The following is a 13,480-nucleotide window of genomic DNA, read 5'->3' as shown; positions in this document are numbered from 1 at the left end:
ATCTCCAGACTAGGTTGACAATTTGGTAACTTTTATTGCTTGCGAAATCGTTACCCAGGCTCGCCATTACCCAAATTTTAGGAACTCTTCCGGGCCGGATTTGGGCGATGCTGCCCTGCGGCAATCTGCGTCAGCTCCGTTTGCGCGCGGCGCTTTCCCGATTAACATACCGCCATCTTCCAGCCAGAAGGCAGGGGAGTGCCATGACGATCGAGAAATGCATCAATGAATTTGATGTCGATGACGTCATTTTTGAGGAAGGCTCGACCGGCCGCGAGCTCTTCGTCGTGCTCGATGGCAAGGTCGACATCACGAAGATCAACGGCGGAAACAGAACGACCATCGTCAGCCTCGGCAAGGGTGAGTTCTTCGGCGAAATGGCCGTGATCGACGGCTCGTCGCGCTCCGCGACAGCGGTCGCCTCCGCGCCCGGCACAAGGGTGATGCGGATCAACCATGCCCGCTTCGTCTATCTGGTCAGCCAGCAGCCGGCCTTCGCGCTGATGGTGATGGACGCGCTCTCGAAGCGCCTGCGCGCGTCCAACGCCGTCACCTACCAAGGAGCGGCCATCCCATGAGCGAGCGCCGGCCCAGTCCGTTCAAGACGCTGTTCGAAGCTGACGTGGCGACGCTGATCCAGGCCGCCGACGACGTCTACCAGATCCGATTCAAGAACCGCGCGGCGAACGCCTATCTCGTGCGCGGCAGCAAGCGGACCATCATGATCGACGTCGGACTGTCGACCAACTATCCGTCCCTCCTCGCCTGCCTCGACCACCTCGGGGTGACGCCCGAGATGATCGACATGGTGGTGCTGAGCCACGAGCATCTCGACCACATCGGCGCGGCCTATCATTTCCACGGCCTTGCCTATATCGCCGCGCACCGGCTCGCCGCCAACAAGATCATGCTGCGCGACGACTTCTCGATGCTGCGCAAGATGTTCAACGAGCCGAACGTGCCGATCGATATCGACCTCTGGCTCGAGGAAGGCAATCTGATCGACCTCGGCAATTTCCGCCTCAACGTGATGTACACGCCGGGCCATACCTCCGCTTGCATTACGCTGTTCGACCAGGACAAGGGCCTGCTGTTCGCGGCCGACACGCTGATGCCGGGCGGCGTGATGGGCGGCGTGTTCGGCTCCGGCTCGATCGCCGATTACATCCAGTCGCTGGAGCGGCTGAAGGGTCTCAATTCGAGGATCCTGCTGTCGGGTCATGGCCGCCTGTCCGACACGCCGCAGGATGACGTGCGGATCGCGCTGCAGCGCTCGCACGCCTTGCTCGAAGACACCGCGCAATTGTTCGACGCACTCGACGCGCGCGCGAATTTCGAGCCGATCATGCAGTCGGTGCGCGACCTCAACAAACTCGACGATTGACTGTGCTCCTTCACATTTGACAAATCCGCGCGCGGCCTGTTCAAGAGAAACAACAACGCCGAAAAACAGGAAGCGAGGACCATGAAGCTTTACGACTCGATCGGGCCGAACCCGCGCATTGTGCGCATGTTCATGGCCGAGAAGGGCATCGAGATGCCCAAGCAGACCGTCGATCTGCGCGGCGGCGAGAACCGCGAGGCGGCGCACCTGAAGCGCAATCCGCACGGCCAGATGCCGACGCTGGAGCTCGACGACGGTAGCTATCTCTCCGAAATCACGGCAATCTGCGAATATCTCGAGGAGAAGCACCCCTCTCCCGCGATGATCGGTGCGACGCCGGAACAACGCGCCGAGTGCCGGATGTGGACGCGCCGGCTCGATCTCAACATCGCCGAGCCGCTCGCCAATGGCTACCGTTTCGGCGAGGCGTTGAAGTTCTTCGAGAAGCGCATTCCGGTCGCGCCCGAGGCTTCGCCGGGGCTGAAGATGATCGCCGCCAACCGCATCAAATGGCTGAACGACCAGATGGCCGACGGACGCGAATACATCTGCGGCAAGCGCTTCACGCTCGCCGACATGCTGCTCTATTGCTGGCTCGATTTCGGCAACCAGGTCGGCCAGCCGCTGGACAAGTCGAACACCAACATCGTGGCTTGGTTCAACCGCGTGGGCGAACGGGCTTCGGTGAAGGCCTGAGCGCCGCCGCCGTCATTGCGGGAGCGACAGCGACGAAGCAAGCCATGCCTCCGCAAATCGTGGGATGGATTGCTTTGCGGAGTCTGTCATCGGGCGCGCATTGGCGCGACCCGTTGACTGGCAATGACGGGGCGAGAGCAGCGCTTCAAATCACCACCGGCTTGTCCGGCAGCTCATTCGGACCGCCGGCCACGTGCGGGAAGTGTTTTGCGAGCTCCCGCGACACGGCCTCGATCCCCTTGATCACGCCCTGCTCGAACCGGCCGGCCCGAAAATCCACCTCCATCGCGCGGCAGATGGCTTCCCAGCCCGCAGCGCCCACCTTTGCGTCGATGCCGCGGTCGGCGACGATCTCGACGTCGCGATCGGCCAGCAGGAGATAGATCAACACGCCGTTGTTGTGATGGGTGTCCCAGATCCGCAGGTGCGAGAATACGTCGAGGGCCCGCTCCCGCGCCGGCTGGTCGCGGAACAGCGGCACGCCGTCAAGCGCGCCCTCGACCACGAAACGGATCTGGCCTGAATGCGTGGCTTCGCCGGCCTTGATCGCCCGCTCGATGGCCTCGAGCACGCGCGGCGGAAAATCACGCCGCACCCGCCAGCGGTGTTCGAGCAGATGCTTGCCGATGCGCTTGATGCCCATGAGCGTGATGCCTCTTGCTTACCAGCTTCCCGACGCGCCGCCGCCGCCGAAGCTGCCGCCTCCACCGCTGAAGCCGCCGTCGCTCGAGCCCGAACCACCGCTCCAGCCACCGCCGCCGGACCAACCTCCCGGATAGCCGCCGCTTCGCCGGTACGGGCCTGAGCCGACCACCGGACCGCCGAAATTCAAGCCGCCGAAGATGAGCGCCGCGACGAAGGTAAACAGGCCGACCAGAATGGCCGTGGCAAGCGAGCCGGCCATCATCCAGACAAAGACACCGACGATGCCACCGGTCGCGGCCGAGCCGAGCAGCCGTCCCAAAATGCCGCGCAAGACACCCGCCACGATGATGACGAGGAAGATCGCGACTGGATTGGCGAAATCGACGACGCTTGGCGCCTGCCAATGTTCGGGCTCCGGTGCCGGCAGTTGCTCGCCATTGATCAGGCCGATCATCCGGTTGACGCCGGCCGAGATGCCGCCGGCGAAATCGCCGGTCTTGAATTTCGGCGTGATATCCTCGTCGATGATGCGGTGGGTGACGACGTCGCTCAGCACACCTTCGAGGCCGTAGCCGACCTCGATACGCAAATGCCGGTCGTTCTTGGCGACGACGAGCAACGTGCCGTCATCGATCTTCTTGCGCCCGATCTTCCAGGCTTCCGCAACGCGGATCGAGAACTGCTCGATGGTCTCCTCGCCCGTGGTCGGCACGATCAGGACCGCGATCTGGCTGCCCTTGCGGGTCTCGAGGTCCTTCAGCTTGTCGTTGAGCGACGCGATATCGCCCGACGACAGCGTTCCGGTCTGATCGACGACGCGGCCGGTGAGCTGCGGCACCACGACCTCGGCCAGCGCCGGGCAGACCCAGCCGAGCAGGAAGGCAAGCAGGATGACGCGTGCGGCGGCCATCGCGGTCGGATCGGCTGCCGCTACTTCGACGGCGCAGGAGCCGGCGATGGGTTGAAATCGACCTTCGGCGCGGTCGAGATCTCCTTCTCATTATCGACCGTGAAGTTGGGCTTGTCCTTGTAGCCGAACACCATGGCGGTCAGATTGTTCGGGAAGGTGCGGATGCCGACGTTGTAGCCCTGCACCGCCTTGATGTAGCGGTTGCGCGCCACGGTGATGCGGTTCTCGGTGCCTTCGAGCTGCGCCATCAGGTCGCGGAACAGTGCATCCGACTTGAGCTGCGGATAGTTTTCGGTCACAATCAGCAGCCGCGAGAGCGCGCTGGTGAGCTCACCCTGCGCCTGCGTGAACTTCTGGAATGCGTTGGGGTCATTGAGCACCTCGGGTGTCGCCTGGATGCTGCCGACCTTGGCGCGTGCATTGGTGACGCCGAGCAGAACATCCTTCTCTTGCTGCGCAAAGCCCTTCACCGAGTTGACCAGGTTCGGCACGAGGTCGGCCCGCCGCTGGTACTGGTTCACCACCTCCGACCAGGCCGACTTGACCTGTTCGTCATTGGTCTGGATCGCGTTGTAGCCGCAATTGGTCAGGCTCAATGTAGCCAGCGCTGCCAGCACGGTCCAAAACTTGCGCATGAAAGTTCTCCCGGTGGAATTCTCGATCACCGTAACAGATCGTTTTCGCCTGGTAATCCCGCGCGACGGCTTTCGCCCGCATTTTTGCGGCTGATGGCTCTTGCCTATCGATAGTCGAGCCGTTCATCATGCCGAAAAATCGATCCTGGGGAGGATCCATGACAACAACAGAACAATACGAGACAATTGTCGTCGAACGGCCGGAGCCCGCGATCGCGCGGGTGGTGATGAACCGCCCCGAGGCGCGCAACGCCCAGAACCTGCAGATGACCTACGACCTCAACACCGCCTTCGACCGGGCGGTGCAGGACGACGCGGTCAAGGTCATCATCCTCGCCGGCAATGGTCCGCATTTCTCGGCCGGCCACGACCTGCGGCCTGCGGGGAAGAATCAGGCGGGCGTGGATTTCCCGCCGGTCGGAAATTGGGGTGGCTTCGCCGAGCCGAACGCCCATGGCCGCTTCGCGCGCGAGCAGGAGATTTATCTGCAGATCACCCGGCGCTGGCGCAATCTCGCCAAGCCAACGATCGCGGAAGTCCACGGCAAGTGTATCGCCGGCGGGCTGATGCTGGCCTGGGCCTGCGATCTCATCGTCGCGAGCCACGACGCCGAGTTCTGCGATCCCGTGGTGACGATGGGCGTCTGCGGCGTCGAATGGTTCGTGCATCCCTGGGAGCTGGGTGCGCGCAAGGCCAAGGAGATGCTGTTCACCGCGGACGTCTGGAGCGCCGATGAGGCGCATCGCCTCGGCATGGTCAATCACGTGGTGCCGCGCGGCGATCTCTCGCCCTTCACGCTCGATCTGGCGCGCAGGATCGCGGCCAAGCCGACGTTTGCGCTGAAGCTTTCCAAGGAAGCGGTCAACCGCTCCGTCGACATCATGGGGCAGCCCGCCGCGATCGACCAGGCCTTCGCGCTGCATCAGCTCTGCCACGCGCACAACCTCCAGGAATTCGGAATGGTAGTGGACCCCGCCGGGCTTCACCCTTCCGTCAGAAAAAACGCCAATGTGAAGTAGACCGATGGACCTGACCTTAAGCGACGAGCAGCGCCTGCTGCGCGAGAGTGCCGACCGCTTCGTGGCGGAAACCTTTACGGCCGAGCATCGCAAGAAAAGCGCGAACGACCCGCTCGGCTTCTCGCCTGCAATCTGGAAGCAGTTCGCCGAGCTTGGCTGGCTGGCGTTACCGATCAGCGAAGCCCATGGCGGGCTTGGCGGCGGCGCGATCGAGATCGGAATCCTGATGGAAGCGTTCGGGCGCGGACTGGTGTCCGAGCCGTTTCTCTCGACGGTCGTGATCGGTGCCGCGCTGGTCGCCGAATGCGGCACCGAAGCGCAGAAGCAGGCAATCCTGCCCAAGGTTGCGGAAGGCGCGCTCACTCTCGCGTTCGCGCATTCGGAGCGCGCCGCGCGGTTCGATCTCGCGCATGTCGAGACGACGGCCACCAGGACCGCCGACGGATGGCGGTTGAACGGCCGCAAGATCGCCGTGCTTGATGGCGCCGCCGCCAACCAGATCATCGTCTCCGCCCGCGTGACCAACGCGAATGGCGCCTCCGGCAAGCTTGGCCTGTTCCTGGTGCAGGCAGGTGCGCCCGGCCTCGCTCTGCGCGATTACGCGCGGCTCGGCGGCGGCCGAGGCTGCAGCCTCGAGCTGGAAGACGCAGCGCTTCCCACCGGCGCCCTGCTCGGCGACGGCAGCGATGCTCTGCCCGCGATCGAAGCCGTGGTCGATCGCGCGATGGCCGCGCTCGGCGCGGAAGCCGTCGGCATCATGCAGACGCTGCTCGACACCACGCTCGAATACACCAAGATCCGCAAGCAGTTCGGGCGCCCGCTGTCGGCCAACCAGGTCATTCGCCATCGCCTCGCCGACATGGCGATGCAGTGCGACGAGGCACGCTCGATGGCGCTGCGCGCGGCGCTGATGACCGGTGCGGAGCCGGTTGAACGCGGCCGCGCGGCCTCGGGCGCCAAAGCCAAGATCGGCAAATGCGCGCGCTTCGTCGCCGAGCAATCGGTGCAGCTCCACGGTGCCATGGGCGTCACCGAGGAGCTTGACATCGGTTCCTATTTCAAGCGGCTGCTTGCCTTCGACACACTGTTCGGCGGCAGCGCCCATCATTATCGCCGTCACGCCGCCCTGAGCGGACGGGTGCAAGACTAACGGAGCGCGTCAGATGGACCTCACCTTCAACGCCCAGGAACGCGCTTTCGAACAGGACGTGCGCGACTTCATCGCCGCCAATCTGACGCCGGAGATGAAGCGCGCCACCGCGCTGACGCCGTCGGTGTTCTCCGATCCTGATATCGGCATGGCCTGGCAGCGCGCGCTGCACCGGAAAGGCTGGGGCGCGCCGGGCTGGCCGGTGGAACATGGCGGGCCGGACTGGACGCCGGCGCAGCGCTGGATCTTCGAGGCTGAATGCGCCCGCGCCGGCGTGCCCAATGTCAACGTGATGGGCGTCAAGATGGTCGGCCCCGTCATCATCGGCTTCGGCTCGCCCGAACAGAAAAACTTCTATCTGCCGCGGATCCTCTCCGGCGAGGATTACTGGTGCCAGGGCTATTCCGAACCGGGCTCGGGCTCCGATCTCGCGTCGTTGAGGACCCGCGCGGTGCGCGACGGCGACGACTACGTCATCAACGGCACAAAGATCTGGACCACGCATGCGCATCACGCCAACCGCATGTTCGCGCTGGTGCGCACCAACGAAGGCGAGCGGCAGCAGGACGGCATCAGCTTCATCCTGATCGACATGAAGACGCCGGGCATCACCACGCGCCCGATCCTGACGATCGGTGGCGATCACGAGGTCAACCAGGTATTCTTTGACGACGTCCGCGTTCCCATCGCCAACCGCGTCGGCGAAGAGGGGAAGGGCTGGACTTACGGCAAGTATCTGCTCGAATTCGAGCGCGGCTCCGGCATTGCGTCGGCCAAGCTGCGCGAGGCGCTGAAGACGATCTCCGATCTCGCATCATCCGACGTCACCGGGCGCGCCATCGACGACCCCGACATCGCACTGCGGATGTCGGAGGTCGAGGTCGATATCGATGCGCTTGAGATGACCGAGCTGCGCGTGCTGTCGGCGCTGCAGACCGGGCAGAATCCCGGTGCTGTGTCGTCGCTCATCAAGCTGCGGGTCAGCGAGATCCGCCAGGCGGTGACGCGGCTCGGCGTCGACGTGATCGGCAATGACGGTCTCGCAGTCGAGCCGGCGCGGCCGTTCTACAGGCTGAACCATGAGCCGGCGATCCCGGAAGAACTGCTGCCGGTGGTGCCGGAATATCTCAACGGCCGCGCCTACACGATCTTCGGCGGATCGTCGGAGATCCAGCGCGACATCATCGCGAAGATGGTGCTGGGGCTGTAGGGATCACCTCGTCATTCCGGGGCGCGCGTAAGCGCGAACCCGGAATCTCCCTCAACAACCTCGAGGTTCCCCGATGCGCAATTGCGCATCTGAGGTTCGACGCTGCGCATCGCCCCGCAACGACGGGGCTACGCAGCCTTTGCCTTGGCGTCCCGGATCGCCTGCCAGATTTTCGACGGCGTCAGCGGCGTGTTGAGCTGGGTAATGCCCAATTCGCTCAGCGCGTCCATCACGCCGTTGGTGATGCAGGGCGGGCCGCCGATCGCGCCCGACTCGCCGCAGCCCTTCGAGCCCAGCGGGTTGGTCTTGCAGGGCGCGGAGTCGTCGAGCGTGACCGTGATCGGCGGGATGTCGTCGGCGCGCGGCACGCAATAATCCTGATAGCTCGCGGTGAGCAGCTGGCCTTCCTCGCTGTAGGCCACGCCCTCGTACAGCGCCTGACCGATGCCCTGCGCGACGCCGCCATGGATCTGGCCCGTCACCAGCATTGGATTGACGGCGACGCCGACGTCATCGACCGTGGTGTAGCGCACCACCTTGCTGACGCCGGTCTCGGGATCGATCTCCACTTCGCAGATATGCGTGCCGTTCGGCCAGCTCGGCCCATCGACCTCGCCCTCGCTCTCGACCGAGAGCTTTGCACCGCCCTCCTTCTTGGCGATCTCGAACAGGCTGATGCGCTTGTCGGTGCCGACCACGGTGAGGAAGCCGTCGCGATACTCGATGTCCTCGACGCCCGCCTCCAGCATATTGGCGGCCTTCGCGCGCGCCTTGTTGATCATGTCGTTGGTGGACACCGCGACCGCGGTGCCGCCGACGAACAGCGAGCGCGAGCCGACGCTGCCGAAGCCGGTGGCGAGATCGGTGTCGCCCTGCACGACGTCGATCTTGTCCATGGGAATGCCGAGCGAATCGGACACCATCTGGGTGTAAGTGGTCTGCAGGCCCTGCCCCATCGCCATGGTGCCGGAATGGAGAATGACGCGGCCTTCGGCGGTCGCGTGCAGCGAGACCTTCTCGGTGTGGGCGCGTCCGCCGGTCCATTCGATATAGCTGGTCAGGCCGCGGCCATAGAGCAGGCCCTTCTTCTTCGCCGCCTTCTTGCGCGCGGCAAACCCGTTCCAGTCGGCGAGGTCGGAGGCACGCTCCAGCATGTGCGCAAAGGCGCCGGAGTCGTACACCTGGCCGACTGCGTTGGTGTAGGGCAGCTGCGCCGGCTTGATGTAGTTCACCTTGCGGATGGTGCGCGGGTCCATGCCGATCTGGCGCGCGGCGGCATCGAACAGCCGCTCAACGATGAACACCGCCTCGGGCCGGCCCGCGCCGCGATAGGCGCCGACCGGAGCGGTGTGGGTCATCACCGACTTCACCTCGAAATGCACCAGCGGCAGGTCATAGACGCCGGTCTGCACGAACGGCCCGAGCACCAGCGGGATGATGTTGGCGGTGCCGGACGAGTACGCTCCCGTCCCGCCGATCGAACGCACCCGATAGGCCAGCACGCGGCCCTTGGCGTCGAGCGCGAACTCGCCGGTCGAGGTGAGGTCGCGGCCATGGGTGCCGCCGACGAACTCATCGGTGCGGTCACCGCGCCAGCGGATCTTCTTGTTCAGCTTGGTCGCGGCGTAGGCGACGATGCCGTCTTCCGGATAGAGACTGGTCTTCTGGCCGAAGCCGCCGCCGATGTCGCCGACCAGCACGCGCACGCTATCCTTCGGCCGCTTCAGGATCGATTCCGCAAGCAGATCGCGGGTCGAGCCCGGCGTCTGCGATTGCACGTGCAGCAGCAGCCGCCCGGTCTTCTTATCGATCTCGGCGATGGTCGAGCGCGGCTCCATCGCCGACGGCACCAGGCGCTGGCTGACCAGGTCGAGCGACACAGTGTGCGCGGCGTTGGCAAAGGCCTCCTCGACCTTGGCGGCATCGCCATAGCTCATCGCGGCCACGATGTTGTCGGGCGCCTCCGGCCAGACCGCGGGCGCGCCGGGCTTGATCGCCTCGACCGGATCGACCACCGAGGGCAGTACCTCGTAATCGACCTCGATCGCCTCTGCCGCGGTCTGCGCCAGCACGCGCGAGGTCGCGACCACGGCGGCCACGCCCTCGCCGGCATAGCGCACCACCTCGTGAGCCAGAAGGCGGCGCGGCGGCACCGTCATCGGCGAGCCGTCCGGCCGCTTGAAGATTGCCAGCGTCGGCAGCGTGCCGATATCGTCCCTGACCAGGTCGGCTCCGGTATAGACCGCCTCGACACCAGGCATTTCCAGCGCCGCCTTGGTGTCGATCGACTTGATATTCGCGTGAGCATGCGGCGAACGCAGCACGTGCAGCCAGAGCGCACCGTCCTCGGGCTTGTCGTCGATGAAATGCCCCTTCCCGGTGAGCAGCCGCTGGTCTTCCAGACGCTTGACTGGCTGTCCCGCACCAAAACGCATATTGCCGGGAAGAATGTTCATCAGCTTATCCTTCGAGCTTCCAAGAATTTGGCGGGGGTTTTAGCGGATTTTGGCGCGCTGACAACCGAGCGCGCATCAAGGCAGATGCCCATACCGCGGCGCGCGAGCGGTTAGATTTGGTGCCATTCAGCCTGCCGGGGAGAATATTATTGCGTGCGGCCGATATCGACGACGGCGACCTCGACGTCGCGCGTCGCCCCGTCCCGTTGCACGCTGAGGCGGACCTTGCTGCCGACCCCGACCTGCTCGACCTCATCGCTCAGGTCGGAAAGCCGGTGAACCGTCTTGCCGTCGACTGCGGTGATCACGTCGCCAAGCTCGCCGGTGGAAAGGTTTACCCCGCGGAGTCCGGCCTTCTCGGCGGGTGATCCCGGCGTCGTGCGCACGACGATCAATCCCTCGGTGCCCAAACGCGTGGCCACCGCCTCGGTCGCGGTCACGATGCCGATCCCCGGGGTCGGCACGCGGCCGTTGCGGATCAGCTCGGGGACCACGCGATTCACGATATCGACCGGGATCGCAAAGCCGATGCCGGCATTCGAGCCCGACGGCGACAGGATTGCCGTCGTCACGCCGATCAGCCGGCCGGCGGAGTCAAGCAACGGCCCGCCCGAATTGCCCGGATTGATCGCCGTATCGGTCTGGATCACGTTCGAAATTTCTCGTCCGCTCGAGGTCGGCAGTCTGCGCTTCAGCGCACTGATGATGCCGCTGGACATGGATTGGTCCAGCCCGAAAGGGTTGCCGATCGCAAATGCAAACTGCCCGACCTTGAGATCGGCCGAACTGCCGATTGCCACCGGCGGCGGCAGCGTACGCGCGTTGCGGATCCGCAGTACGGCCAGATCGTAGTTCGGCGCCGTACCGACGATCTCCGCGCGCACCGCTTCGCCAGAGGCAAATCGGATCGCGACCTGGCTTGCGTTCTGCACCACATGGTTGTTGGTGACGACGTGGCCATCATTGTCCCAGACGATGCCGGTGCCGGAAGCTTCCCCGCCTTCCTGCTCCTCGCTGAGCGGATTGGAGGCGGTTTGTGCGACGACCTGCACGACCGACGGCGAGACCTTCTCGAATATCTCGATATTGGCCTTTTCGACGTCCGACAACGCGCCGCGCTCCGTGACTGCGCGCGCAACCGAGCCGGTCCACGGAGCCTGACGTATGTTGCTGGCGGCGAAGACCAGCAGAACGGCTGCGACAACGGCAAGTACTGCAATGTGGCGTCGATACATGGGCCTTGACTCTCCCCGCGTCGATAAACGCGCCGGACGGGCGGAAGTTGCCGGGCGCATGTCGGGACAAATGCCGCAGTTTCCGCCGTTCACGGGTCGCCGCGGTTTGTCCCGCAAGTCCCCGATTGAAACCGGGACGCCGGTCTTTCGTTGTCCCAGGGATGCGTTGCGGCTCTCAGCGGCCTTTGCGGGATCGTCCCAATCCGACGCCAGAGACGTCCCGCATTTGATCGGAGCTTTCGGCATGACCGAACGGACGCGGTTCAATATTGGCTATGCCATTGCTGCGATTATCGCGGTTTTCCTGATCCAGTACATGGTGTCGACCGCGAGCAAGACCGCGGTGATCCCCTACAGCCAGTACCAGCAATTGCTCCGGGACGGGAAGGTCGATTCCGTCGGCATTTCCGACCGCACGGTGCAAGGCACGCTGAAGCAGCCGCTGCCCGGCGGCCAAAAGCAGTTCGTGACCACGCGGGTCGACCAGGACGTGGCCCAGGAGCTCGAGAAATACCATGTGCGCTTCACCGGTCAGATCGAGAACACTTTCTTGCGCGACCTGCTGTCGTGGGTGATGCCCGTACTGTTGTTCTTCGGTATCTGGTGGTACATCGGCAGGCGCGCCGCCGCCGGCGGAGGCCTGGGCGGCGGACTGATGGCGATCGGCAAGAGCAAAGCCAAGATCTATGTCGAATCCAACACGGGCGTGACCTTCGGCGACGTCGCCGGCGTAGACGAGGCCAAGGACGAGCTGCGCGAGGTCGTCGATTTCCTGAAGAACCCGACCGACTATGGCCGGCTCGGCGGGCGCATGCCGAAGGGCGTGCTCCTGGTTGGCCCGCCAGGCACCGGCAAGACCCTACTCGCGAAGGCCGTCGCCGGCGAAGCCCGCGTGCCATTCTTCTCGATTTCGGGATCGGAATTCGTCGAGATGTTCGTCGGCGTGGGTGCAGCACGGGTCCGCGACCTGTTTCAGCAGGCGCACAAGAAGGCGCCGGCGATCATCTTCATCGATGAACTCGACGCGCTCGGCCGGGCACGCGGTATCGGCCCGTATGCCGGCGGCCACGACGAGAAGGAGCAGACGCTGAACCAGCTCCTGGTCGAACTTGACGGCTTTGACTCACGTTCCGGCCTCGTCATTCTCGCCGCGACGAACCGGCCGGAAATTCTCGATCCTGCGCTCCTGCGGGCCGGTCGTTTCGACCGCCAGGTGCTTGTCGATCGTCCTGACAAGAAAGGCCGTATCGAAATTCTCGAGGTGCACATGAAGAAGGTGCGGCTCGCGGCCGACGTCGCCTCCGAAGCCGTGGCGGCGCTGACGCCGGGATTTACTGGCGCCGATCTTGCCAATCTCGTCAATGAAGCGGCGCTGCTCGCGACACGCCGCGGAGCCACTGCCGTCGCCATGATTGACTTCAACCGCGCGGTCGAGCGCATGGTGGCCGGTCTCGAGAAACGCAACCGCCTGCTCAATCCCAAGGAGCGCGAGATCGTCGCCTATCACGAGATGGGCCATACGCTGGTCGCCTTGTCGCTGCCGGGCGTCGACCCCGTGCACAAGGTCTCGATCATCCCACGCGGCGTCGGCGCGCTCGGCTACACCATCCAGCGTCCGATCGAGGACCGTTTCCTGATGACCAAGGAGGAACTGGAGAACAAGATGGCGGTGCTGCTCGGCGGTCGTGCGGCCGAATTGATCGTGTTCGGGCATCTCTCGACCGGTGCCGCGGACGACCTGCGGCGCGTGACCGATATCGCCCGCAGCATGGTGACGCGTTACGGCATGTCCGAAAGTCTCGGCGGCGTTACCTACGATCGCGAGCCCGGCAGCAACCCCCTCGCCGACGCGGGTGGGCCCTATTCCCTGCGCCAACGCGACTATGGGGAGGACACGGCCGCCGCCATCGACCACGAGGTCCGCGCGATTGTCGATAGCGTCTTCCAGCGTGCCGAAGGCATCCTCAGCGCGCGCCGCGCAATCCTCGACAGCGCAGCGAAGAAGCTCTTGGAAAAGGAGACGCTTGAAGAAGCAGACCTGAAGAGTCTGGTGCGCGAGATGCCGCAGGAGGGCCTGAGAGCGGTATAGGGAGGCGAAAGCGCGGGGCATACAAAGCGTGCCCGGCAAGCCGCGGTCGTG

The 13,480-nt window shown here is 64.6% G+C and carries 12 protein-coding genes; 7 read left to right on the top strand and 5 right to left on the bottom strand.

Annotated features, from left to right (window positions below; translation table 11 throughout):
- The first annotated feature begins 35 nt into the window (after window positions 1–35).
- The 3 genes from MTX19_RS08325 (at window position 36) to MTX19_RS08315 (ending at window position 2,080) form a co-directional block, all read left to right on the top strand.
- Window positions 36–578 carry a cyclic nucleotide-binding domain-containing protein gene (locus MTX19_RS08325; RefSeq protein ID WP_280983206.1) on the top strand — a complete coding sequence of 181 codons (543 nt, stop codon included), beginning with the start codon at window positions 36–38 and terminating at the stop codon, window positions 576–578.
- On the top strand, window positions 575–1,384 hold the full coding sequence (locus MTX19_RS08320) for an MBL fold metallo-hydrolase (protein WP_280983205.1): 810 nt from the start codon (window positions 575–577) through the stop codon (window positions 1,382–1,384). The genes MTX19_RS08325 and MTX19_RS08320 overlap by 4 nt, the downstream gene beginning before the upstream one ends.
- Before the next feature lie 81 nt (window positions 1,385–1,465).
- A complete protein-coding gene (locus MTX19_RS08315; protein WP_280975991.1) occupies window positions 1,466–2,080 on the top strand; it encodes a glutathione S-transferase family protein in 615 nt (204 codons plus the stop codon).
- A 145-nt stretch (window positions 2,081–2,225) separates the two neighbouring features.
- On the opposite strand, the gene MTX19_RS08310 is transcribed toward MTX19_RS08315, so the two are convergent.
- The 3 genes from MTX19_RS08310 to MTX19_RS08300 are packed head-to-tail and all read right to left on the bottom strand — an operon-like array spanning window position 2,226 to window position 4,270.
- Window positions 2,226–2,723, bottom strand: coding sequence for a TPM domain-containing protein (locus MTX19_RS08310; RefSeq protein WP_280975990.1), 498 nt, complete (start codon window positions 2,721–2,723; stop codon window positions 2,226–2,228).
- Between the two features lie 18 nt (window positions 2,724–2,741).
- The gene (locus MTX19_RS08305; protein ID WP_280983204.1) at window positions 2,742–3,635 is read right to left on the bottom strand and encodes a YgcG family protein; all 894 of its coding nucleotides are present in this window, start codon (window positions 3,633–3,635) and stop codon (window positions 2,742–2,744) included.
- Between the two features lie 20 nt (window positions 3,636–3,655).
- The gene (locus MTX19_RS08300) at window positions 3,656–4,270 is read right to left on the bottom strand and encodes a LemA family protein (RefSeq protein ID WP_280983203.1); all 615 of its coding nucleotides are present in this window, start codon (window positions 4,268–4,270) and stop codon (window positions 3,656–3,658) included.
- Window positions 4,271–4,428: 158 nt separating this feature from the next.
- On the opposite strand from MTX19_RS08300, the gene MTX19_RS08295 reads away from it, so the two are divergent.
- From MTX19_RS08295 to MTX19_RS08285, 3 genes are read left to right on the top strand one after another with little or no spacing between them, the layout of a single operon-like run.
- Entirely contained in the window at window positions 4,429–5,289 is an 861-nt protein-coding gene (locus tag MTX19_RS08295) for an enoyl-CoA hydratase (protein WP_280983202.1), read from the top strand.
- A gap of 4 nt (window positions 5,290–5,293) precedes the next feature.
- Entirely contained in the window at window positions 5,294–6,439 is a 1,146-nt protein-coding gene (locus tag MTX19_RS08290; RefSeq protein WP_280983201.1) for an acyl-CoA dehydrogenase, read from the top strand.
- Between the two features lie 13 nt (window positions 6,440–6,452).
- The gene (locus MTX19_RS08285) at window positions 6,453–7,649 is read left to right on the top strand and encodes an acyl-CoA dehydrogenase family protein (protein WP_280983200.1); all 1,197 of its coding nucleotides are present in this window, start codon (window positions 6,453–6,455) and stop codon (window positions 7,647–7,649) included.
- 128 nt (window positions 7,650–7,777) lie between these two features.
- Here MTX19_RS08285 and MTX19_RS08280 read toward each other — a convergent pair whose 3' ends face one another.
- Together MTX19_RS08280 and MTX19_RS08275 are read right to left on the bottom strand one after the other, a co-directional pair.
- A complete protein-coding gene (locus tag MTX19_RS08280; protein WP_280983199.1) occupies window positions 7,778–10,105 on the bottom strand; it encodes a xanthine dehydrogenase family protein molybdopterin-binding subunit in 2,328 nt (775 codons plus the stop codon).
- Between the two features lie 146 nt (window positions 10,106–10,251).
- The gene (locus MTX19_RS08275) at window positions 10,252–11,340 is read right to left on the bottom strand and encodes a trypsin-like peptidase domain-containing protein (protein WP_280983198.1); all 1,089 of its coding nucleotides are present in this window, start codon (window positions 11,338–11,340) and stop codon (window positions 10,252–10,254) included.
- 244 nt (window positions 11,341–11,584) lie between these two features.
- Here MTX19_RS08275 and ftsH point away from each other — a divergent pair, with 244 nt between their 5' ends.
- Window positions 11,585–13,429, top strand: a complete 1,845-nt coding sequence (ftsH, locus tag MTX19_RS08270) for an ATP-dependent zinc metalloprotease FtsH (RefSeq protein ID WP_280983197.1) — start codon at window positions 11,585–11,587, stop codon at window positions 13,427–13,429.
- Window positions 13,430–13,480: the final 51 nt, after the last annotated feature.

The organism is Bradyrhizobium sp. ISRA464 (assembly GCF_029910095.1).
Lineage (GTDB): Bacteria > Pseudomonadota > Alphaproteobacteria > Rhizobiales > Xanthobacteraceae > Bradyrhizobium.
This window is presented reverse-complemented; position numbering and strand designations above follow the sequence as displayed.